Origin of the sequence: Maribacter aurantiacus, from assembly GCF_005780245.1 — a bacterium.
Classification (GTDB): Bacteria; Bacteroidota; Bacteroidia; order Flavobacteriales; family Flavobacteriaceae; genus Maribacter; species Maribacter flavus.
Genome location: NZ_VBUK01000004.1, coordinates 241,964 through 265,554 on the forward strand (window position 1 = coordinate 241,964; position 23,591 = coordinate 265,554).

Sequence of the window (23,591 nt, forward strand, 5' to 3'; positions counted from 1 at the left end):
AGTGAGCGACTAAAAGGTATACCGTACACCAAGCCCTATGTCAAAATCAAAATTATCTGAGAAACCGTCATAGCCTAGAACACCTATTTCCGGTCTAAAATCCAATGATAAGAGCAATGGAATGTCAAATTTGTATTCCACCCCAATGTCCCCGGCCGCAAAAATAAAGAGTCCGCCTTCATCGTCTACCCCTGGAATATTTGGAAAATCAACACTTCCCAAACCGCCACCAACGCCGTAGTACCAGTTAAATCCTCCCTCAATGGGTCGTACCCACTGATAAAGCGCGGCTAATTTAAATGCATCGTAGTTCCTACTGTCCCTCCAGCCAAGGTCAAACTCGGCCCTGTTGCTTCTACCTATTGATTTTTGATAGGAAATTTCCGCTCCAAAACCGTCGCTATCGCCCAAACGCAAACCAAGGGCATGATCGGAAATTTCCTGGGCGTTTACTGAAACCGTTCCCACTAACAAGAAAAAGGATAAAATTTTTAAAACTTTCATGTATTCTAGATTTTTGATTAATAACAAAAAGCAACATTGTTGTATATGTTGCTCAGACAATAAAACTTAATTTAGCGGTCAAAATTGTGCTACCTTGAATATATTATTGTCCCATTTACAACTAGAATTAGAAGGAGAACTTCAGATAGACGACCTGTACAAGTCACTATATGCCACGGATGCTTCGGTTTATCGTAAGATTCCCTTGGCAGTGGCATTCCCTAAGTCCAAGGAAGATATCAAAAAATTGATAGGCTTTGCAAAGGAGCATAAAGTTGGACTAATCCCAAGAACGGCAGGGACTTCCCTTGCGGGACAATGTGTTGGTGATGGTATTGTGGTGGACGTGTCCCGATATTTCACGGAAATAATACATTTAGATACCGAGAAAAAACAGGTAACGGTACAGCCCGGGGTCATCCGCGACGAACTGAACCTATATTTAAAACCGTTCGGTCTTTTTTTTGGCCCCAACACGTCTACTTCGAACCGATGTATGATCGGGGGCATGGTAGGCAACAATTCGTCCGGTACCACATCCATTCAATATGGGGTGACAAGGGACAAAATAGTTTCGCTAAAAACCATTTTGTCCGACGGTAGTGAGGCCGAATTCAAAGCAAGGACAGCCTCTGAATTGGCCAAAATCGAATCATCAGATTCATTTGAAGCTTCTATTTACAAAAGCATATCCAAAGAACTGGCTAATAACGATATAAAAAATGAAATAATCAAAGAGTTTCCCAAGCCGTCCATCCATCGAAGAAATACGGGATATGCGGTTGACGAACTTTTGAAATCCGAAATCTTTGGCGGAGAAAGACCAACGTTAAACTTGGGAGAATTACTATGTGGAAGTGAGGGCACCTTGGCGTTTACTACCGAAATCACCCTCCAATTGGATAACCTACCACCAAAATTATCGGCTATGGTGGTGACGCATTACCACACTTTGGAGGATTGCCTTATGGATGTTGTTCCCGTCATGGAACATTCCCTTCAGCTTTGTGAAATGATGGACAAGGTAATCCTGGATTGCACCAAAAACAATCGTTCACAATTGGCGAATAGGTTCTTTGTAGAGGGCGACCCCGCCGCGCTGTTGATGTTGCAGGTAAGTGCCGATGATGAACAGGCCCTGGAAACGGAAGTCAAAAAACTGATGGCGACCATTGAAAAATCGGGCTTAAGCTATGCCAGCCCTGTTCTGTTCGGTGAAAATATCAACAAGGCCATAGAGTTGCGAAAGGCGGGTCTAGGGCTGTTGGGGAATATCGTGGGGGATATGAAAGCGGTTGCCTGTATAGAGGATACCGCGGTTGCCGTAGAAGATTTAAAGGATTTTATTGGGGAATTCACCCAAATCATGAAGGGGTACGGGCAAAGTGCAGTGTACTATGCCCACGCGGGAGCGGGCGAACTTCATTTAAGGCCTATTCTCAATCTTAAAAAGTCGCCTGATGTGACCCTTTTTAGGCAAATTACCACGGACGTGGCGAAACTCACCAAGAAATACAAAGGTTCGTTCAGCGGGGAACACGGTGATGGCATTGTCCGCGCTGAGTTTTTGCCCTTAATGATCGGGGAAAGGAACTACGAACTGCTCAAGCGGATTAAGTCCTATTTCGACCCCGATAATATTTTCAATCCGGGGAAAATTGTAGATGCCTATCCCATGGATGAATCCTTCCGCTATGAGATTGACCGTAACGAACCGGAAATAGAGACCTTAATGGACTTTTCGGACAGTGAGGGAATCCTAAAGGCTGCCGAAAAATGCAACGGCAGTGGGGATTGCAGAAAGACCCATCTGATGAATGGCGCCATGTGCCCCAGCTATCACGTTACCAAAAATGAAAAGGACACAACCCGGGGAAGGGCGAACGCCTTACGGGAATTTTTAACGAACCCTAAAAAGACCAATGGTTTTGACAGCCAGGAGCTCAAAGAGGTCTTTGACCTGTGTTTGAGCTGCAAGGCATGTGCCAGCGAATGCCCAAGCAATGTAGATGTCGCTACTTTGAAAGCCGAATTTCTTTACCAATATCAGGAATCCAATGGATACCCCTTACGCGGAAAATTATTCGCCTACAATACCCAATTGAACAAAATTGGGAGCAAGGTTCCTGGTTTGACCAATGCCGTTTATGGGTCCAAGTTTTTAGGAAAAATCTTAAAAAAAGCATCGGGCGTAGCACTGGAAAGAGAATTACCAAAAGTGTATAGTTTTAATTTCGATAAACACCTTCAAAATATTAGTAATCAAAAAGGTATAAAAAAACAGAAAGTTGTCCTCTATATTGATGAATTCACGAATTATCTGGATATTGAAATAGGGAAGGACGCCATTGCACTATTGGTAGGTTTAGGATATGAGGTGGAACTCTTTTATGCAGAAAGTGGCCGGACCTTCCTGTCCAAAGGGTTTTTAAAACAAGCAAAAAAATTGGCGGAAAAGAATTCAAGGAAGTTGGTTGACTTTGCCAAAAAAGGAAGGCCGGTTCTTGGCCTGGAACCCTCTGCCGTATTATCTTTTAGGGATGAGTATAAAAGGCTTTTGGCAAATAAAGAGGCTTCGGAGTCGATAGCAAATAATTGTTTCCTGATCGAAGAGTTTCTAGCCAAGGAGATTCAAGAAGGCAAAATAGATGCCTCGTTTTTTACGGAAGTATCGGCAGACATAAAAATCCACAACCATTGCCACCAAAAGGCATTGAGCAATCAAAAAGTAACCTTTGACATTCTCAACTTGCCCAAAAACTATAAGGTTACCATCATTTCTTCAGGTTGTTGTGGGATGGCGGGATCTTTTGGTTATGAGAGGGAACACTACGAAACCAGTATGAACGTAGGCGGATTAAAATTGTTCCCCGCGGTCAACAACGCATCACCGGAGACTATCATTGCTGCTAACGGTACCAGTTGTAGACATCAAATATTTGATGGCACCAAACGAATCGCCCAACATCCGGTAAGCATATTGGCAAAGGCACTGAAATAATTATGCCCCAGGAGGAAGCATCCTTTTTTGTTCTTCCTTGAGTTCTATGGAAGCGATGAGTTGATTGAGGTTCATTTCCTTAAGGGCTTCGTCCATAAAGAAAGGCGATAGCTTATCGTTTTTATAATGGTACATTTTCCAGCGTTTCAAGGAATATTCCAAGGCCGTTAGATTTTCCACCCAATCCCCGGAGTTCAGATAGGTGACCCTACCACCACGTTTTTCAATATGTTCCTTTTTGGGTGTATGGATATGACCGCAAATGACATGATCGTATCGGTTTTGAATGGCTACGTCGATTACGGTCTCCTCAAAATTAGAAATATACCTTTCGGATTTTTTTTCGTCCTTTTTGATTTTTTTGGACAGGGAGTACTTTTCCTTCCGAAGTCTTTTTAGGAACCAATTGTTCAATTTGTTGACAGTGATCAAAAAACCGAAACCCAGGCTACCAAATTGGGCCACCCATCTGCCATTTATCCAGGGTATATCAAAAACATCGCCATGAAAGAACCACATTTTCTTTCCATGTAAGGTCAAAACCAACTTACGGGAAAACTGAATATTTCCCAAGGAAATATTTGCCAAGGTTTTGGGTGCCTCATCGTGGTTTCCCATGATATAGTGTACTTCGGTACCCTTTGAGGCCATGGAAACTATTTTCTTGATGACGTTTAAGTGGGACGTTGGAAAGTAGCTTTTCTTAAATTGCCAAATATCCACAATATCACCATTAAGAATGAGGATTTTAGGCTGTATACTGCACAGGTATGCCAGAAGTTCATCGGCGTACGTGTCATACGTACCTAAATGAACATCGGAAATAACGGCAATTTCCAACTTTCGCTTTTTCACCTACTTAAACATCAAATAGTTAACCATTTCGTTTTATTGGGGTATTTTGTCTCTACAAGAAAACCCTCTATTAGGGTTCATCCCTAAAATATTCACAAAATTAAACCTAATGGTATATGCAATGGTTAACTGCCATATCATCAATTGATAAGGATACCGTTAAATTATCATTACCGGCCAAATGAATAGGTTAATTTAAGTTTAAGAGGACTGGATAATTTTCCATAAGGCTATTAAAGTTTACATTTGTAGGTATCTTTTATTAAAAACGATTATGGCGGGTAATTCCTTTGGAAATATATTTAGGGTAACGACATTTGGCGAATCGCATGGCAGGGCCATCGGCGGGGTCTTGGATGGTTGTCCAGCGGGCATCCCATTAGATTTGGAATTGATACAAAAAGACCTGGACAGGCGTAAACCGGGTCAGTCCGCCATAGTAACCCAACGCAAGGAACCGGACCAAGTTGAGATTTACTCTGGGATTTTCGAAGGAAGGACAACAGGGACACCTATTGGATTCGCCATTCACAATACCAACCAGAAATCCAAGGATTACGGCCATATAAAGGATTCCTACCGGCCTTCCCATGCAGACTATGTCTACGACCAAAAATATGGCTTTAGGGACTATAGGGGCGGTGGAAGGAGCTCAGCCCGGGAAACCGCTAGTAGGGTAGTGGCCGGAGCCATAGCCAAACAGTTTTTAAAGGGTATCGAAATCAACGCCTTTGTATCACAAGTAGGCACCCTGAAAATGGAAAAAAGCTATTTGGAACTGGACCTTAAGACAGCAGAAGACAATATCGTTCGGTGTCCGGATCAAGAGATGGCCGTAAAAATGGAGGAATATATTAAAGCCATCAAAAAAGACGGGGATACCATTGGCGGCGTGATTACCTGTGTGGCCACGAATGTACCGGTTGGGCTGGGAGAACCTGTTTTCGACAAATTACATGCAGAATTAGGAAAGGCCATGCTTTCCATCAACGCGGTAAAGGGTTTTGAATATGGTAGCGGTTTTGAAGGAGTGACCATGAAAGGCAGCGAGCACAACGATCCCTTCAACACGGATGGTTCCACAAAGACCAACCATAGTGGGGGAGTGCAAGGAGGTATCAGCAACGGTATGGACATCTACTTCAATGTAGCCTTCAAACCCGTTGCAACGGTAATCCAAGGGTATCAGACCATAGACAAGGAAGGGAACCTTGTGCAAACCCAGGGAAAAGGAAGGCACGACCCTTGCGTTGTCCCTAGGGCAGTTCCTATTGTGGAGGCAATGACAGCATTGGTTCTGGCGGATTATATGCTCCTTTCCAGGGTGAATAAAATTTAATCTATGGGGGAGTGGCGTGTCTGCTTTCTATTTGGTATCTTGAGCCAAAAGATTAACATATGCGTAAACTGGAATTGCACTGGCAAATATTGATAGGAATGCTCTTGGGCATTCTTTTTGGTTTCTTGATGACCCAAGTCACCTGGGGAAAGGACTTTGTAGGGGACTGGATACAGCCTTTTGGCACCATTTTCGTCAAACTTTTGAAGTTGATTGCAATCCCCCTTATTTTAGCCTCACTAATTAAAGGTATTTCAGACTTAAAGGATATTTCAAAATTCAGGAACATTGGCGTAAGGACCATTCTAATTTACATTACAACAACTGTTGTCGCCATAACCATAGGGTTGGTTTTGGTGAATATCATGCAGCCTGGTGAGGGTATTTCAGAAGAAACCATTACGAAATTGACGGACACCTATGCCAGCGATAGCGGCGTTACTTCAAAGATGGAAGAGGCATCCCGACAAAAAGGGGCGGGACCGCTCAAATTTTTGGAAGATATGGTCCCCGATAACGCCCTCGCTGCTATGACCGATAACAGTCTCATGTTACAGGTAATCTTTTTTGCCATATTCTTGGGGATCTCTATGTTATTGATTGGCGAAAAGGATGCCGAACCGCTCAAAAAGTTCTTTGACTCTTTGAACGATGTTGTGTTGAAAATGGTGGACCTTATCATGTTAACGGCTCCCTATGCCGTATTTGCTTTGTTGGCCGGAGTCGTAGTCTCTTCCAGTGATCCGGAACTATTGCTGGCTCTCTTGAAATATGCCGGTGTGGTTGTATTGGGGCTGGCATTAATGATTCTGTTTTATTCCTTGATCGTATCCTCGTTCACTCGGTACAATCCCTTAACATTTCTAAGTAAAATGAGCCCGGCGCAGTTGTTGGCTTTTTCTACAAGTTCCAGTGCTGCCACCTTGCCCGTCACTATGGAACGGGTAGAGGAGCACATTGGTGTGGACAAGGAAGTCTCCAGTTTCGTCCTACCCGTGGGGGCAACAATCAATATGGATGGGACCAGCTTATACCAAGGAGTCGCGGCCGTCTTCATTGCGCAGGCATTGGCCTTTGACCTTACCTTGGCGAACCAGTTGACCATAGTTTTGACCGCTTTGTTAGCTTCTATTGGTTCAGCAGCCGTACCGGGCGCTGGAATGGTAATGCTTGTAATCGTACTGGAATCCATTGGATTCCCACAGGATAAATTGGCCATTGGTCTGGCATTGATATTTGCGGTGGACAGACCCTTGGACATGTGCAGAACCGTTGTAAACGTTACGGGAGATGCTACCGTAGCGATGATGGTGGCCAAATCCGTGGGAAAACTCGGAAAGCCAAAAGTAAAAAATTGGGACGACCACTATGAAGAGGTGAAATAGGGAGGAATAGATCAAGTTCAAGTAACAAATTTAAGTATCAAGTTCAAGCACAAAAGCTGTTGGCTGTTAGCCGTTAGAGGTTAGGGGTTAATGAAAACCATAAAAACCAACTCTAATTGCCAATAGCTCTCCGCGTATGGCGTATAGCTTACAAAAAATTAATAATCTACCTGAATCGGCCAAAAATGAAGCAAGAACCTATGATGGAAAATTTGGTGAACGCGTATCCATATGTTTTCGAAATTGATGGAAACCTTGACCGGTTGATAAGGAGCATAGAACTCCTAAGCTATGTAAACCCCTTGAACATCGAGAAGGAAAAGCACGCTTTCTTTGCTTCAAAATATACCCAAAATCCTGAGTTTCGCTATCCCAAATTAAAGTTTGACCCTTATAAATTGCACCGTTTGTTCTTTTCGCAACGTTTGGAACGTATTAAGGACGAAAAATTGAGAACGGCCTATCAGGAGATTATCTATTACTATTCCAACATGGTTCAATGCATCCAGACCATTGGCCAAAAGAACAGATTTCATTACAACTCACTGCGGGTATATGGATCCCCGACTGAAAAGGACGTTGAAAATGCCAAGTATATATTGCATTTTACCGATGAAACCCATGGTCCGGATATGGAAAGAAAATTTACCCCTCTCGAGGCCAAGGAATATTTTGAAGAATTTGCAAGTAGGTATGACTTCCCCCTAAAAATAAAATATTCTACTAGCATTGCCGCCGATGCCATGGTAAGCAATGCCACCAAGACATTATTGATTAAGAAAAATACCAAATTCAGCAAGAATCAATTACTGACCTTGGCCAACCATGAAATCGGTGTTCACATGGTTACCACCTTCAATGCACAGAGCCAACCCCTTAAAATATTTTCCAATGGATTTCCCAAAAACGTGGAGACGCAGGAAGGACTAGCCGTTTTCAGTGAGTATATGAGCGGAGCCTTGACATTAAGGCGCTTGAAGGAATTGGCGCATCGGGTGTTGGCTTCCGATAGTTTGATTAAGGGCTATACTTTTGCCGATACCTTTGATATGATACATTCCCAATATAAACTTGACCGCGATGCGGCTTTCTCGGTCACACTGAGAGCCCATAGGGGAGGAGGGTTTACCAAAGACCGATTGTACTTAAGCGGCCTTCGCAAAATATATAAGCGATATCAACAACAAAAATCCATGGACATATTGTTATCCGGTAAGGTTTCCTTGGATTGGGAAGAACTGATTGAACATTGCTTAAAGATAGGTCTAGCCGTTCCCAATAGCTATGACAATTTTGCCTTTAAAACAAATAAAAATGAGAATAAAACCTTGGATTTTATATTGAACAACCTTAAATAAGGGGCTCCAAACCGTACAGGATTAACCGCAGCTCAATTTAAATATCGAATCGACAATTAACCTAATTAAAGGAGCGATATCGGGCCATGGTAAACATATAAACGCCATAACAGGCAAGTCCAGCAGCAACAATGCCCATCAACCATGGTCCAGAAGAATTTTGCTGCAAAAAGGAAAATGCGCTCTCAGTGCCTTTCATTTCACCAGAAGTATTACCCACAGAAAGCCCGGCAGTAATGAAGAAATAGGCTATTATCCCAACTAAAATACCCCGGGCCGACAGTCCGGCGTAGCCCATATTTTTAATGAATTTTATTTTAGTGGTTTCCGACATGGCTTTGAGCTTGAATTTGGAAATAAAAGTTCCCTTATAGGCCTTTACAAATTGATAAACACTTTTTCCTGCCAAACAAAAACCTACTACAATAAAAAAGGACTGCTGATATTCAAGTGGTATCAAGGAAGATTTACTTCCTCCATTATTTCCGGTTTGTGAGAATGCGTTTATCAAAGATAAAAATCCAAGCCCCATGTAAATTAGTCCACTAATGAAGAAACTTATGCGTTTAATCGTACCTTTTCCATCACCCCCTATGTTTTCAGGATCTTGGATACTTTGAATAAAACGCCACAATGCATAGCAACAAAGTCCTAGTCCAAGTGCCACCAAAATAAATTTCCCAAAAGGTTGCTTTTCCAAAAATTCAATGACCTCTAATTTACCGGCTTTTTGGCCACCTAGATTAAAGGCTGCCAAAAAGGCCAATACACCCGTAATCAAATAAACTACTCCTTTTGCAACAAAACCTGTGCGTGCCGTCTTTATAATTTTATCATCCATGTTTACAAGTTTCTATATTTAATCCAGAAAATGTAGCTTGTAAGCTATGGTTGTTAATCCAATCGAAATAACTAGAGAAATTTGGCCCTGATTTCAGGACTTGGAACCATACAGGCTTCCCTTTTACCGAACCATTCGTATCTATATTTTGCAATTAAATCGTATACGATATCACGTATTTTACTGGGAATCAATTGAAAAATTTTAGAAACTGTCCTATACCCTTTTAAAGACTTGCCTACTTCCAGTGCAGCATCGGATTTTATATAAAAAGCCACTCCCGGTTCGATCAGCACAACGGAATCAATTTTAGTGGTGTCAATTTTTCGTTCTTTTAGAAGTCGTTGGCCCACATCGCTTTGTAAGGAAGTAAACTGAAAAACATCCTTGTGATCCCGTTTTATAACGAACTGGACGAAACCGTTACAGACGTTGCATAGCCCGTCAAATAGAATAATTTTTTTTGCTTTTTCCACAACACAAAGATAATGCAGCTTTAATACTAGACCTAAGGGTTTATAACGTATTTAAGAATTGGTTCAAATCTGTTTCCTTGTCCAGGCCCAGTTTCTTTTTGAGTCGGTACTTGGATTTGAGGATACTATCCGGTAAAACGTTTAGGGTTGCCGCAATTTCCTTGGTGGTGAGGTTCATGCGAAGAAAGGCGGCCAGGCGGATTTCCTTTTCAGATATATCCGGATAAATGGTCTTTAGTTTTTGGTCGAAGTCGTTGTGGACATCGGCAAAATAACTTTTAAAGACCTCCCAGTCCTTGTCCGATGCATTTTCCTTTTTCAATAGCATCACGATGCGCCGGAATTCCATCTTGAACTTTTCCGGGGAAATTTTGATGTTTTCCAAGTTTTCCATGAGTTCCTGGATAAAAGTGTTCTTTTGGACCAAATGTAGGGTCTGGCTAGCCAGTTCCTTTTGTTTGTGCTCGATTTCCTGTTGGTAGATAGCTTCTTGTTTTTCCCTTTCGATTTTGTTTTTCTTGATTCGCTGCCTGAATCCAAAGAATAAAAGTCCAGAGACCGTTAGGGCAGATGCCATGCCACCGGCATAAAGACCTTTTTTAAGATTACTGATTTCTACCTCTTGACTGAGTGTTTTTATTTCTTCTTGCTGAAGTGCAATTTCTGCTTCCTTCTTTTCGGTTTGATACTTAATTTCAAGATTGTTTATTCTTTCCGTTACCTCAACCCCCTTAAGGCTGTCATATAATTGGTTGTACTTTGTCCTATACTCATAGGCACTTTTGAAATTATTGGTAGCCGCCTTAATTTCTGCCATTTTTCCATAACTACGAATTAGTCTTTCTATATTCCCTGTACTATTGGCTATGACCATTGCTTGTTGCATGTATTCTTCGGCTTGATTATAGTTTTTTTCTACCATAGCCATTTCGCCCAAATTCCTTAAAATCAATCCCTTTAATTGTGGCTCCCCATATTTTTCTGAGTGCTGCAGTGCCAAGGAATAGTACGATTTGGCCTTTCCATAATTCTCCAAGTCGTCAAAAACGGCTCCTATATTATTATACTCCCTCGTCAATGCAATACTTGGATTTTTTTCAAAATGTGCGATACTCTTGTAATGGTACTCGAGTGCTTTTTCATGGTGCCCTTCGTAGCGATAATTTGCTGCGAGGTTTCCCCAACATTTCGGGATAAAATCATTCAAACCATATTTCATGCATATTTCTTCACTTTGGAGATAGTACTTATTGGAAGCCTCCAAGTTTTTTACATCGAACATCAGATTGCCCATGTTCAAATAACTTCTAGCCAAATCTATAGGGTCTCCTTCTATTTTTTCATTAAGTTGAGCTGCTATTTGATGTGATTTCAAAGCCTCGTCATATTGGCCCAAATAGCGCTGGGAAATACCCAATTGATTGAGTGTATTGGGCATGGGACCCTCCATTTTTAGCTGTTCCAATAGATTCAATGCTTTTTTGCAATTATCAATGGAATTTTGAAAGTCCGACATTAAGTAATAGTAATGTCCATATAACTGATGCGCCCTGGCCTCAAAGTAGCCTGATTCCTTTTTTTTGGCATTGAATGCAAGACTATCCAAAATTACTTTGGCTTTTGGCAGGTCATCGGAAACGGTTTTTTGGTAAAGCGCAATTAGGCTTTCAAATGCCAAACTATCTCTATGGACCCCTACATTATCCTGGGCTTTGGCGTTTACAAAAAACCAAAAACATATGAGTAGTAAAGGATTTCGCATCACAACGTATTTAAAAATTGGTTCAAATCGGTATCCTTATCCAAACCCAGTTTCTTTTTGAGGCGGTATTTGGACTTTAAAATACTATCCGGTAAAACGTTGAGGGTTGCCGCAATTTCCTTGGTGGTAAGGTTCATGCGAAGGAAGGCCGCCAAGCGGATTTCCTTTTCCGATATATCTGGATAAATGGTCTTGAGTTTTTGGTCGAAATCGTTGTGGACATCGGCAAAATAACTTTTAAAGACCTCCCAGTCCTTGTCAGAGGCATTTTCTTTTTTTAGAAGCATTACGATACGCCGGAATTCCATCTTGAATTTCTCCGGAGAGTTCTTGATGTTCTCTAGGTTTTCCATAAGCTCCTGGATAAAGGTGTTCTTTTGGACCAAATGCAGGGTCTGACTCGCCAATTCCTTTTGTTTGTGCTCAATTTCCTGTTGGTAGATAGCCTCTTGTTTTTCCCTTTCGATTTTGTTTTTCTTTATACGTTGCCGGAATCCGAAGAACAACAAACCTGAAACGGTCACAAAGGTGAACATGCCACCGGCATAGAGCCCTTTGGTCAATGTATCCACTTTGGCCTTTTCATTTAAGGTGTTGATTTCTTCTTTTTGCAGGGCAATTTCCGCTTCTTTTTTTTCGGTTTCATATAAAGTTTGTAGTTGTTCTATTTGCTTGGATTTCTTGGTATTGAAGATGCTATCCTTTATAAAATTCATTTTAAGTAAATCTTCTAAGGCATTCGTTTCCATACCCCAAAGCGCATAAGATTTTGACCTAAATTCCAACGCATTTTTAAGCTCATTGGCTTGGCCCAAAGAGTCTGACCAAGAAATAGCCCTGTTAAGATGAAATAAAGCAGAATCCTTATTTTTAAGAAGGGCATGGGTATAGCCCACATGATATTCATGGACAATTCTGTTAGCCATACTTTCATCATGTTCAGTGTTTTTAGTCGATTCATGAAAACTATTCAGGGCCTCCTCAAGTTTTCCCTGTTCCCGAAGTGCAATGGCCAAGTTGCCTAAAGATAAAGATCTAGATTCCTTAAAACCGTAATCTTCGCAAATGGTGAGTCCTTTTTTATAACTTTCAATAGCATTGTCATACTGTTTAAGTTCCAAGTAGACATTCCCAATATCCGACCAAACATAGGATTGAAATAGGTAATCATCAACTTTTTCATAAATATCATTGGCTTTATTTAAATAAGAAAGTGCGTCTTCAAAATCTTTTTCCTGATAATTGAGTTTGGCGATATTTCTATAAACATCTCCTTGGCGAAAAATATCCCTCGGTATAGTATCAAGTATATTTAATGCCGCCTTAAAACCTTTCATGGCGTTTACGTAATCTCCTTGTTCGTAAAAATGGTAGGCCCTATTATTGAGCGTAACTCCATAATTGAGATAATCCTTTTCTGCAAGGTTCATTTTTGCGACAGTATCCATAAGCTTTATAGCTTTTACATAATTGCCATTTTGTCCTTCTATAACACTTATATTGGCCATAGCACTGGCCAAATTTCTATTACTGCCAAAAAGCTTTGAGAACCTAATGGCCTCTTGATAGTTCAGCATGGCACTATCCATTATTTGCAATGCTCCATAAGCATTTGCCTTAAGAAAATGTCCGTCAGAAAGTCCACTTCCATAATTGTTATTTTTACTAATACTTAATATTAAATTGGCTAGAGCAATGGATTCCCTTGAGTCATTATACATATGATGTTCTACCATTTGAGCCAAAATATCCACACTATCCTTGTAACTCTTACTTAGCTTTAATAAGTCACCAAGACTATCCGATTTTACCAGAGGTTCTTGCGAGAACAGGAGTGAATTAATAGAAATCAAAAAAAACGCTAAATTTTTAATACAGTTCATAGTTATAAATGAGAAATATCAATATAGAAACTACAAGTTAAACTTAAATACCTCACATTCAGTCCTGTCCATACTTTGTCCATGAATTTGAAGTCAAAAGATAATTATAAATTTATTTAAAATATTGATTATCAGATTTCTAAAAAAAATAAGTCAATATCAATTTACAATATGTCCATACCCAATTTTTGCCAATATGATTTCACTTGTCCATACTTTGTCCATGGACAAAATTAGGTAAGCCATTGATTGAAAGATAGTTTTGAGGTGTTGAATCCAATAAACCGTAAAATTATGAAAACAATCAATTTTAAAAACATGAACGGAATGTCCTTAACATTGGCCATTCTCTTATTTGCCCTCAGTTCTTGCAGCAAAGACACCATTGATGGCCCGGAAAAAAACGGAGGTGTCAGTGGTGTAGAGGCCGATAGTATTAATGCATATATCGCCAGACTCTCTTATGACCCAGATGCCCTTTTAAATGTCCAAAGCACACCTGGATCAGAGAGCCGAGTGGTCAGCAACAACTCTAATAACAGTCTGGGGAATGTTACAGAATGCAAAACCAATGAGTATAATATTCGCTCAAATTTTGAAGATGTTGCAATTTTTGACCCAACATTAGGGGTTATTTATCCCGGTGCATTGGTTATTGGTAATGATCAAATGTTGGACGGGGCCCCCCAACCGCTGCAAATAGCAAGAGCCGGTATGAAATTACGCTTAGACCTTCCTGGAATTGGTGATAAGGGAACCCTAGAAATAAATGATCCAGATTACGGGACCGTTCAAACCGCGTTGGATGAGGGCCTTGAATATTGGAATAGTGAAATTGCTCCTCAAGGTTATGAAATTGCCTCCAACGCCTATTACGAGTCAACGACAGCGTATACGTCCCAACAGATGAGTTTAGACTTGGGAGTAGGTGTAGAGTGGGCAAGCGGTTCCTCGTTTGAATCGCAATTCAGTTACAGTAGCAGCTCTCAAAAAAGAGTAGCGGCCATACTTTACAGACAGGTCTTTTATGAAGTAACCATGGTTACCCCGGATTCGCCAGCAGATGTATTTGGTAGTACGGTAGACCTAAATAGAGTTAAATCTCTTATGAACTCCGATTCCCCTCCTGCCTATGTCAGTTCCGTACAATATGGAAGAATAATCATGGTTCGTATGGAAACAACAAGTACCGAAACAAGCGTAGAACTTGATGCCGCCTTGGAGTATGCCAGTATAGGGAAAGACGTAAATGCAGAAGTTGAGGCTAAATACAAATCGATTTTGGAACAATCCACTATCAACGTGGTAACCATTGGCGGAAATGCAGAAGTGGCTTCACGCGTAATTACCGGAAGTGACGTAGCATCATCTGGAGGTCTTAATTATGTTATAAATGAAGGAGCCCTTTACAGCAGGGACAATCCAGGAGCACCGATTGCCTACACCATTAAATATTTAAAAGATAATCGCATTGCCAAAATGGGGTACAATACCGATTATCGATTGGAAGAATGCCAAACCTATGCGTATGTTCATAAGAATGCCAGGCTAAGAAAAACTATTGGAGTAGATGTTCGTTTTAGGTTCTCCTATAAGAAAAGAGGAACCCAAACAACCGAAGAAACCGATTGGAAAAAAGTGGATGAAAAGAACATTTTCTTCAACTTGAGCCCGCCAAATGGAGCACATGATGTGCATATACAATTTCAATACTGGGACCTTGTTTGGAAAACCATGGGGGAATTCGACCTAAATTACATTAATAGTGAAAAGTGTTATGAAGCCTATTGCTCCAAAACATTTCTAGGTATTTGTACCGAGTATACGATTCAATCCGTTAGTTGTAATTAGCGTTAATGTTTTGAGAAATTCAGTCGGCACCCAAAGTTGGGGTTCAACAACTTGGTGTCGGCTGTTTTTTAAAGAATTTCAGGGTGCTCCATCATCTTAAATCGTATACGATTTAATATATGTACTTGATAATCAATCTCTATTTGGACTTTTCTACCAAATCTAACTGGTCCACACTTACGTTCGTGGTAAACATGCCATAATTGACAATGGCTTTTCCTTTTTCCAGGGAATCTATGGTGCCAACGGCCTTTCCGTCAAACATTCGTACCCGATCGCCCACCTTAAAAACAGGTCTGGGTTTGCTTTTTTCCTTTTGGATGGCCTTTTTCTTTTCTACTTTCTTTTTCTCCCGAATCACCTTGACCTCCTTTTGGACTTCTTGCGCTACCTCGGCCTGCTTGGCCCGTTCCTTTTTGGCCTCCGCAGCCGATTTCTTCTTGCGCTTACTATTTTCTGTTTCCACAATCCGCAGTAACTCGGAAATCAAGGGTCTCTTTTTGTTGTTCTGGAAATATTTGTCCGCAGCAATATTTACTTTGTTGCCCAACTGGATCATACGCTGGTCATGGTCGTACAGCTCCTGGTAGTTTTCCAATTTGGACTTTATCTTGGCATTCAATTTTTCCAATCGTTCCGCCTCTTCACGTGCCTTGGCTTCTTCTTCTTTAAGCTTGGAGCCCGTTTCCGCCATTTTACTGCGTTCCTTCTGTAATTTGGCAATTGTGGCATCGAACCTGACCTTCCCGCGCTCGATTTTCTTTTTGGCCTTGTTGATAAGCGAGTAGGGGATGCCATTTTTTTGTGCCACCTCAAAGGTAAAGGAGCTTCCTGCCTGACCCAAGATTAACTGGAATGTCGGTTCTAGGGTCTTACTGTCAAAAAGCATGTTGGCATTGGTTGCGTGCGGCAGTTCATTGGCCAATGCTTTCAAATTGGCATAATGGGTGGTAATGACCCCGTAAGAGCCCCGTTCATAAAACACTTCCAAAAAGGTTTCCGCCAAGGCACCGCCCAGTTCTGGGTCACTACCTGTTCCAAACTCGTCGATCAGGAACAAGGTGCTTTCATTGCAACGTTTTAAGAACTGGTTCATGTTTTTAAGTCGGTAACTGTACGTACTTAAATGATTTTCAATGGATTGATTATCTCCTATATCGGTTAATATTTTATCGAAAAAGCAGACTTCGCTTCGTTCATGTACAGGGATCAAAAGTCCGCTCTGCAGCATTACTTGCAATAGTCCTATAGTCTTTAGGGTAATACTTTTACCGCCCGCATTGGGTCCGGAAATCACGATGATCCTATTCTCGGCATTTAGTTCGATGGTTTGGGGAAAAGTTTTCTCCCCCTTTCGCTTATTACTAAGAAAAAGAAGAGGGTGGAAGGCATCCCGTAGATACAATCTCCGCGCTTCATTCAATTTAGGCAAAAGAGCATTGATATCCTGCGCGTACTTCGCTTTAGCCGCAGTAACATCTATTTGGGTCAGATAATCCTGATAATCGCTTAAAAGAGCTCTAAATGGCCGGATTTGACTTGTCAAACGATTCAAGATTTGTTGTATTTCCTCCTTTTCGTCAAACTCAAGATTGTTGAGTTCCCTACTGTACTTTAAAGAGGCTTCGGGTTCAATGTACACGATACTTCCCGTTTTTGAGGTCCCCATGACCGCACCGCGCACCTTTTTACGGTACATCGCCTTAACGGCCAATACGCGCCGGTTCTCTACTACTGACTCCCGTATTTCATCCAGATAGTCGGAAGATTGGTAAGTGGCTAGCGCATTGCCAAAACTTTGACTTATTTTTCCCCTAACTTGGTTCATCTGTCTTCGAATCCGCAAAAGATTATCTGAAGCGTTGTCCTTTACCTCGCCAAATCGGTCTATAACACCATTTACAAGTTCCGGAATCTCTTTATTGGGTTCCAATTCCAAGGCAAAATCATGCAGCAGGGGATAATACTCCTGGAATTTTTTGAAAAATTTCTGATGTGCCAACACCGTATCGCAAATATGGGCGATACGCTTGAAACCTTGAAGCTCCAAAGTTGTATTTTCAATTTTCAATAGTCGCAACTCACCATTGATACTATCAAAACCATGATTTGGGATACTGTTCTCGCTTACGATGGAAGAAAGATACTCGGATGTCATACCCAAAGAATGCGTCATAACGGATGCATTGCCCAAAGGTGCTATTTCTAACGACGCCTCTTTTCCCAGGGCAGTGTTACATCTTATGGAAATCTGTTGCAAAACTTTGGGGAACTCGAGATCCTGTAAGGTTTTAGAATGAATTTTGGCCATATATCTATTTAGATGGCGGTAAAGGTAGCTATTGGCAACGATATAGAGAAAGGCGTCAATTGCAATAATCAGTGGCTTGGTGGAGCATATTGGCCCAAAAAAGATATGAAGATATATGTTCCTTGAATCAAGGAATTTTAAAACCTTTCATAGTTTCTTCCGGATACGATAACTGTCGAGGATAATTAATTCGCCTCAGAAGTTGCGGCCCAAATATCCTCTTGTTCCCTCGTAGGTTCCAAAATAGGCTGAATTTGGGGCTTGATGCGCATGTATTCCTGAAAGCGATAGGATTCCAGCACATCGGCCATGGCCATGGTCTCTTTACTGGAGAGCTGCTTTAACAGCTCGTATTTGGCCTTGGGAAAAAGGGTTTCATCCTCTTCAATGGCCTTCCGTTTCACCAAGAATTTGGCCACGGTTCCTTGAAATTCAAGGGCCTGGTCCATGCCCATAACCAAACGGGGCTGGTATTTAGCAGTGATGTCCACGGCTTCGGAACGTATTTTACCATTAATTTTAAGGGCATACAGTGTCTGGCCCGAAACATGAGAAGAGCAGAAAACGGCAATTACTGCGATTAATACCGTCTTCACTACAAAGTTTTTCTTCATAACAAACATGATATTAATGAGTTACAAATTTAATAACTAGATTGTTCTTTGTCAAGTAGAAATTTTGAAATCCTATGATTTTATCGCAATCAAACACCTTTGGCTTGCCCTTCAAGGAATATACGCCTAGCTTTGTAAAAAGTAGATAAACGCGCCTATGGATGTACAAATGGAATCGGGTTGGAAATCGCAACTGCAACTTGAATTTGAAAAACCCTATTTTAAGGCCTTAACGGAATTTGTGAAACGGGAATATACACAAAACAGGTGCTACCCAAAGGGCTCGGATATATTCGCGGCCTTCGACCATTGCCCTTTTGAGGCGACCAAGGTCGTCATCCTTGGGCAAGACCCTTACCACGGACCGGGACAGGCAAACGGACTCTGCTTTTCGGTAGCGGACGGAATTCCACATCCTCCTTCCTTGGTGAATATTTTTAAGGAAATTGAGACGGACGTACAAAAACCCTATCCAACCAGCGGTAATTTGGAACGATGGGCAGACCAAGGGGTACTCCTATTGAATGCCACCCTTACCGTTCGTGCGCATCAAGCGGGCAGTCATCAAGGAAAAGGGTGGGAAACCTTTACGGATTCCGTCATCGAAAAAATATCCGAAAACAGTGAAAACGTGGTCTTTTTGTTATGGGGCGGCTTTGCGAAGAAAAAAGCTAAGCTGATCGATGGGAAAAGGCATCGGATATTAACATCGGGCCATCCTTCCCCCCTAAGTGCCAATAGGGGATATTGGTTCGGGAACCGTCATTTTTCTAAATGCAATAAAATTTTATCGGCTGAAGGCAATAAAACTATAGATTGGTAGGTTTTAGTTTTATCTTAAATAGGAATTTTCTTATTTTTCTGAATAAAAACGTTTACACCATGAATAAATTTGAGCAGGTAAATTCCATATTGCTGATTGACGATGATGAATCCAGCAACTTCCTTCATTCCATTTTTATAAATAAACTAGGCCTTGATATAGAGATAAATACGGCCCTTAATGGTCAGGAAGGCTTGGATTTCATTATGAACAGGGGACTTGAGAGACTTTCTCTTCCATGTATGGTAATGTTAGATCTAAGAATGCCCGTTAAGGACGGTTGGGATTTCATGCGAATGTACGAGGAACAAGTGCCCGAGGAATTAAAACAACAATTGGCAATCGTTTTGGTTACGGTCAGCGACAACCCTGAGGATAAGGAGCGGGCAGCGGCAAATCCCCATATTCTGGATTACGCACAAAAACCGCTTTCGGATAGTACGTTCAAAAAGCTCATAGGAAAGCATTTTAACCTAAAGGAAACGGTTTAAATATCCTCCAAGTAATGTCTTAACGGTAACGCCTTCTCAATCAATTTAAGTTGCTGGAGCGTGTCAAGTACGTTTTCAAGGACACCGGAATCCAATTGATTTTGACTCCAGGATGTCAAGGACAACCAAGTCTGTATATCCTCCAATTTTTGTCCGTATCTATTGGCTAGCGTCCTATCGATACTGGGTATATTCTTAAATTCCGCCGTATATAGATTGATAACTTCCAAGATGTGCGCCATCAGTGTTTTATTTTCCTGAAGAAATTTTTCAGTGGCTACCAACATAAAACAGGGCCAAGGAGTGGGGCAATCCCCCAATCTTCTGAATACACCATCGTCCACGATGGGTTTCGTGGTGAAATGTTCCCACATAAAATAATCGGCCGTACCATCGCTCAAACCTTTAATGGCGCCATCCAAGTTGTCAATGACTTCAAACTGCAAGGTATTCGGGTCCCATCCCTCGTTTTGGGCCTGCACAAAGGCCATCAAATGGCTTCCGCTACCAAATCTACTAATAGCGGTTTTTGCGCCCCTTAAATCGCTTAAATTTTCAAAATCGCTTTGGGCCGATACATGAACGCCCCAGAGCAGGGGAGACGCGATGTATTCCTGAACGATCTTGACCTGATTTCCTTCAGAAATGCTTTTGACAATACCTTCGGTAAGAATAATGGCCAGATCGGTTTTGTTCTCGGACAAGAGTTGGCACATTCTCCCGGTACCCTCGGGAATATCCTCCCATTGCAAATCGATGCCGCGGTCTTCAAAGGCACCTTCCTCCATAGCCAAGTGCCATGGAAGGTTAAAATGTTCCGGTACGCCTACTATTTTGACAGTTTTCAATCCGATGTTATTTTTTGAAGTGCAAAGGTAATCAGTTCTTGTACCGATGCTTCGGGATTTTTGGAAAATTCCCCGGTAGCCCTGTTTGCAAGGATGCAATTTAGGGAGACGGCTTGGTGCCCCAGCAATTTTGAAAGCGCGTAAATGCCCGAAGTTTCCATTTCCAGATTGGTAATTTGTCTGTCCCGATACCTGAAATTGGAAATCGATTCAATAAAACCGTTCGTACTTGGCGCAAGTCGCAACGTTCGTCCTTGAGGCCCATAAAATCCTGTATTTGTGATGGTTATTCCTAATCGTATACGATTTGATTTAAATTTTTTGGCCAAATCTGCATTGAATTGCACAACATAGGGCCTCGATTTTTTCGGTGACCAGCCGGTCTGAAGGATAAATGCATCCTCCATTTCCATAAAATCCGAAAGCTCATTTTTGTAAAAATGCAAGAGCCCGTCAAACCCCATTGCCAACTCTGTAAGTATCCAGGAATCTATCGGTATGTCCTCTTGGATGGCTCCGGAAGTACCAATCCGGATAATTTTTAATCGTATACGATTTTTTTTAAGCTTTCTGGTCTCAAAATCGATATTGACAAGGGCGTCCAATTCGTTCAGGACAATATCGATATTGTCCGTCCCAATTCCCGTGGAGATCACACTGATACGTTTTCCATTAAGAAATCCCGTATGGGTTAGGAATTCCCGTTTACCTTTTTTGATTTGTATGGAATCGAAATGGCTGGAGACTTCGGTGACCCGGTCGGGATCACCAACCGTAATAATGATCTCTGCAATATCATGAGGCAAAAGGTTGAGATGGTAGATGCTGCCATCGGCATTAAGGATAAGCTCGGATGGGCCTAGACGCATTCTAGAGTTTTAAAATTCTGTTCGAATCCGTATTGTATAGGAAATCATATTTTAAGGCTCCTCCCAAATAGACGTCATTGTCCTGTATACAGGAATAGTAACTGGTCTGTCCGTCCAATATTTCCTTTCCTTTTTTGGTCAATCGTACTGGGTTCAATGAAGAAAACAATGGTTTTAACCGTTGTAAGGCCCTTTCGTATTGGGAATCCCCAAAGCCTAGGTTGCCTTGATTGTTTAAAATGGTGCCTAAAAATTCACTTTTGGACTTAGGCTTTTTATCGATGGCCAATTGCAAAATGTTGTTTTCCATCTCGTTGAGACCATTGGCAATACTAGGAAAACGTCTTAAATGTGTTTTGACCGCATCACCTAGATAAGCAAAATTGTAATCGTTGAAATCAGTCAGGTTTTCAAGACGGATAGGATTGTTGCTGCAATACAATTGCCATACATAATCGGCGTATTCCACATCATCTTGGTTCAGCACCACCTTATGCTTATATAATTTCAAAAGATGTTCGTCCGAAAGCTCGTTCAACGAGTATAATTTATCCGTATTGTCTTCCTTGCCACTACACACCAAAGAAATTTGGGCATATCTTCTATTGGTCAACAACCAGCTTATGACCGCTAACATGTTGACCTGACAAAATAAATCGTACTCGAACCAAAGTACTATTTGGTCCTGCTGTTTGTGATTACACAAGGAACGGTATTCCTTAAGCGTTTTCTCAATAAACCAAGACTTTGAAACCTTGTAATTCTTATGTAAGAATTCAAACCTCGTCTTCCAAAAGAACTCACTGCCTACGCTCGTAAGCGTTTTACCCTCACATAGCATTTCACGCCATGTGATGATATCGCCTTTTAAATTCAACTTCTTAAGACGCTCCGTAAATGCGTCTCCGTTTGTTATGTGTAGCAGGGAACTCATTTTCTGATAGTGGTTTAGGTTGAACAGTTAAAAGTACGGTTTAAAGCAAAAAAACAAAAAAAATTAACAAAAAAAGACGCAACCTATTCGCTATCCGTGCATTATATTAAGTTTTTAACCCCCAACCCTTTTGACGTTGAAGCCTTTTTCTTTTAGGATTTCCATGATTTTATCCCTATAATCCCCTTGGATGATAATTTGGTCGTTTTTGAAGCTTCCCCCCACGCTCAACCGTGTTTTTAGTTCCTTGGCCAATTTTTTGAAGTCGGAATCCGCCCCGGTATATCCTTCTATGATGGTGATCGGTTTTCCTTTTCGTTTCTCATATTTACAGATCATAGGGCTGTCCTGTAACCAAAGGTCGCTTTGCGGTGCTTCCTTCTGGGGTTCTTCCGGTACATGGTCCGGAAATAGGTTTTTCAATTGATCTTTTAGGTCCATAATTACTTTTTAATCAACCCCAACTCAATGAGTCGCTCGTGAAGGAATTCACCAGCCGTGATATCCTCATAAAGTTTAGGGTGCTCCTTGTCAATACAGTTTTCAAGGCAATTCAAGGGCATTTCACTGATGGGGTGCATAAAAAACGGTACGGAGTACCTAGACGTTCCCCACAATTCCCTTGGGGGATTCACCACCTGGTGAATGGTGGATTTCAATTTGTTGTTGGACAACCTGGAAAGCATATCCCCCACATTGATCATCAACTCGTCCGGCTTTGCGATGGCATCTACCCATTCGCCTTTATGGTTCTGTACCTGCAGCCCTTTCCCATGGGCGCCCATAAGCAGGGTAATCAAGTTGATATCCCCATGGGCCGCCGCTCTTACGGCGTTTTTAGGTTCCGAAGTAATGGGAGGGTAATGGATTGGCCTTAAAATGGAATTCCCGTTCTTAATGTATTCATCGAAGTAGTCCTCATTTAAACCCAAGTGAATGGCAAGTGCTCGCAATACATATTTTGCAGTCTTTTCCAACATTTTATAGGTTTCTTTTCCTACCTCATTGAATATTGGAAGCTCATCCACCGTTACATTATCCGGGTATTCCTCTTTCAACTTTGGGCTGTCTTCCACATACTGGCCAAAATGCCAAAATTCTTTCAAATCACCTTCTTTTCTTCCTTTTGCATGCTCCTTCCCAAAGGAGGTATACCCGCGCTGACCGCCAATGCCATCGATTTCATATTTGTCCTTGATCTCTTGGGGAAGATTGAAAAATTTTTTGATTTCGGAGTAAAGGTCTTCCACCAACGTATCGGACAAAAAATGGCCGCTAAGCGCCACAAAACCGATATTTTCAAAAGCCGCTCCAATCTCCTGTACGAACTTTTGTTTCCTGTTAGGGTCGTCGGACAAAAAATCCCTCAAATCAACACTGGGTACTACACTCATGAAAAAATTATTTAGAATATATTACAAAGCTACAAATTCTTGCGTTCATCCA

20 protein-coding genes are annotated in these 23,591 nt (G+C 41.4%); 7 read left to right on the forward strand and 13 right to left on the reverse strand.

All coding sequences use genetic code 11. From position 1 onward, the window contains the following. Positions 1-9: 9 nt before the first annotated feature. Entirely contained in the window at positions 10-504 is a 495-nt protein-coding gene (locus tag FEK29_RS09640) for a hypothetical protein (protein WP_138258211.1), read from the reverse strand. Positions 505-598: 94 nt separating this feature from the next. On the opposite strand from FEK29_RS09640, the gene FEK29_RS09645 reads away from it, so the two are divergent. Then, a complete protein-coding gene (locus FEK29_RS09645) occupies positions 599-3,505 on the forward strand; it encodes an FAD-binding and (Fe-S)-binding domain-containing protein (RefSeq protein WP_138258212.1) in 2,907 nt (968 codons plus the stop codon). Here FEK29_RS09645 and FEK29_RS09650 read toward each other — a convergent pair whose 3' ends face one another. Then, entirely contained in the window at positions 3,506-4,360 is an 855-nt protein-coding gene (locus FEK29_RS09650; RefSeq protein WP_138258213.1) for a UDP-2,3-diacylglucosamine diphosphatase, read from the reverse strand. Between the two features lie 274 nt (positions 4,361-4,634). On the opposite strand from FEK29_RS09650, the gene aroC reads away from it, so the two are divergent. The 3 genes from aroC to FEK29_RS09665 all read left to right on the forward strand — a co-directional run bounded on the left by aroC (position 4,635) and on the right by FEK29_RS09665 (position 8,442). Then, on the forward strand, positions 4,635-5,699 hold the full coding sequence (gene aroC / locus FEK29_RS09655; RefSeq protein WP_138258214.1) for a chorismate synthase: 1,065 nt from the start codon (positions 4,635-4,637) through the stop codon (positions 5,697-5,699). Positions 5,700-5,758: 59 nt separating this feature from the next. Continuing rightward, positions 5,759-7,084, forward strand: coding sequence for a dicarboxylate/amino acid:cation symporter (locus FEK29_RS09660; RefSeq protein WP_138258215.1), 1,326 nt, complete (start codon positions 5,759-5,761; stop codon positions 7,082-7,084). A 185-nt stretch (positions 7,085-7,269) separates the two neighbouring features. Beyond that, a complete protein-coding gene (locus tag FEK29_RS09665; protein ID WP_240042719.1) occupies positions 7,270-8,442 on the forward strand; it encodes a flavohemoglobin expression-modulating QEGLA motif protein in 1,173 nt (390 codons plus the stop codon). Between the two features lie 61 nt (positions 8,443-8,503). Here the strand turns inward: FEK29_RS09665 and FEK29_RS09670 are convergent, their stop codons facing one another. The 4 genes from FEK29_RS09670 to FEK29_RS09685 all read right to left on the reverse strand — a co-directional run bounded on the left by FEK29_RS09670 (position 8,504) and on the right by FEK29_RS09685 (position 13,374). After that, complete coding sequence (locus FEK29_RS09670; protein ID WP_138258216.1) at positions 8,504-9,283, reverse strand: DUF1206 domain-containing protein; 780 nt, start codon at positions 9,281-9,283, stop codon at positions 8,504-8,506. Between the two features lie 71 nt (positions 9,284-9,354). After that, on the reverse strand, positions 9,355-9,759 hold the full coding sequence (locus FEK29_RS09675; RefSeq protein WP_138258217.1) for a thiol-disulfide oxidoreductase DCC family protein: 405 nt from the start codon (positions 9,757-9,759) through the stop codon (positions 9,355-9,357). Between the two features lie 40 nt (positions 9,760-9,799). Next, complete coding sequence (locus FEK29_RS09680) at positions 9,800-11,521, reverse strand: tetratricopeptide repeat protein (protein ID WP_138258218.1); 1,722 nt, start codon at positions 11,519-11,521, stop codon at positions 9,800-9,802. Next, positions 11,521-13,374, reverse strand: a complete 1,854-nt coding sequence (locus tag FEK29_RS09685) for a tetratricopeptide repeat protein (protein WP_161595340.1) — start codon at positions 13,372-13,374, stop codon at positions 11,521-11,523. The genes FEK29_RS09680 and FEK29_RS09685 overlap by 1 nt, the downstream gene beginning before the upstream one ends. Positions 13,375-13,698: 324 nt before the next feature. Here FEK29_RS09685 and FEK29_RS09690 point away from each other — a divergent pair, with 324 nt between their 5' ends. Further along, positions 13,699-15,255, forward strand: coding sequence for a thiol-activated cytolysin family protein (locus tag FEK29_RS09690; RefSeq protein ID WP_138258220.1), 1,557 nt, complete (start codon positions 13,699-13,701; stop codon positions 15,253-15,255). Between the two features lie 139 nt (positions 15,256-15,394). On the opposite strand, the gene FEK29_RS09695 is transcribed toward FEK29_RS09690, so the two are convergent. Together FEK29_RS09695 and FEK29_RS09700 are read right to left on the reverse strand one after the other, a co-directional pair. Beyond that, on the reverse strand, positions 15,395-17,566 hold the full coding sequence (locus FEK29_RS09695) for an endonuclease MutS2 (protein WP_138258221.1): 2,172 nt from the start codon (positions 17,564-17,566) through the stop codon (positions 15,395-15,397). A gap of 185 nt (positions 17,567-17,751) precedes the next feature. Next, positions 17,752-18,180 (reverse strand): hypothetical protein, encoded by a 429-nt coding sequence (locus FEK29_RS09700; RefSeq protein WP_138258222.1) that lies wholly within the window; start codon positions 18,178-18,180, stop codon positions 17,752-17,754. A 157-nt stretch (positions 18,181-18,337) separates the two neighbouring features. Here FEK29_RS09700 and FEK29_RS09705 point away from each other — a divergent pair, with 157 nt between their 5' ends. Both FEK29_RS09705 and FEK29_RS09710 read left to right on the forward strand, forming a co-directional pair. After that, positions 18,338-19,003: a uracil-DNA glycosylase gene (locus FEK29_RS09705; RefSeq protein ID WP_138258223.1), complete on the forward strand. Its 666-nt coding sequence runs from the start codon at positions 18,338-18,340 to the stop codon at positions 19,001-19,003. A gap of 59 nt (positions 19,004-19,062) precedes the next feature. Next, positions 19,063-19,494, forward strand: a complete 432-nt coding sequence (locus tag FEK29_RS09710) for a response regulator (protein ID WP_138258224.1) — start codon at positions 19,063-19,065, stop codon at positions 19,492-19,494. Here FEK29_RS09710 and FEK29_RS09715 read toward each other — a convergent pair. The 5 genes from FEK29_RS09715 to FEK29_RS09735 all read right to left on the reverse strand — a co-directional run bounded on the left by FEK29_RS09715 (position 19,491) and on the right by FEK29_RS09735 (position 23,539). Continuing rightward, the gene (locus FEK29_RS09715; RefSeq protein WP_138258225.1) at positions 19,491-20,342 is read right to left on the reverse strand and encodes a substrate-binding domain-containing protein; all 852 of its coding nucleotides are present in this window, start codon (positions 20,340-20,342) and stop codon (positions 19,491-19,493) included. The two genes, FEK29_RS09710 and FEK29_RS09715, sit on opposite strands and share 4 nt — an antisense overlap. Continuing rightward, positions 20,339-21,211, reverse strand: coding sequence for a nucleoside phosphorylase (locus FEK29_RS09720; RefSeq protein WP_138258226.1), 873 nt, complete (start codon positions 21,209-21,211; stop codon positions 20,339-20,341). The genes FEK29_RS09715 and FEK29_RS09720 overlap by 4 nt, the downstream gene beginning before the upstream one ends. A gap of 1 nt (position 21,212) precedes the next feature. Continuing rightward, on the reverse strand, positions 21,213-22,145 hold the full coding sequence (locus tag FEK29_RS09725) for a DUF1835 domain-containing protein (RefSeq protein WP_138258227.1): 933 nt from the start codon (positions 22,143-22,145) through the stop codon (positions 21,213-21,215). Positions 22,146-22,259: 114 nt separating this feature from the next. Then, the gene (locus tag FEK29_RS09730) at positions 22,260-22,586 is read right to left on the reverse strand and encodes a translation initiation factor (RefSeq protein WP_138258228.1); all 327 of its coding nucleotides are present in this window, start codon (positions 22,584-22,586) and stop codon (positions 22,260-22,262) included. 2 nt (positions 22,587-22,588) lie between these two features. Then, positions 22,589-23,539, reverse strand: coding sequence for an isopenicillin N synthase family dioxygenase (locus FEK29_RS09735; protein ID WP_138258229.1), 951 nt, complete (start codon positions 23,537-23,539; stop codon positions 22,589-22,591). Positions 23,540-23,591 lie beyond the last annotated feature (52 nt).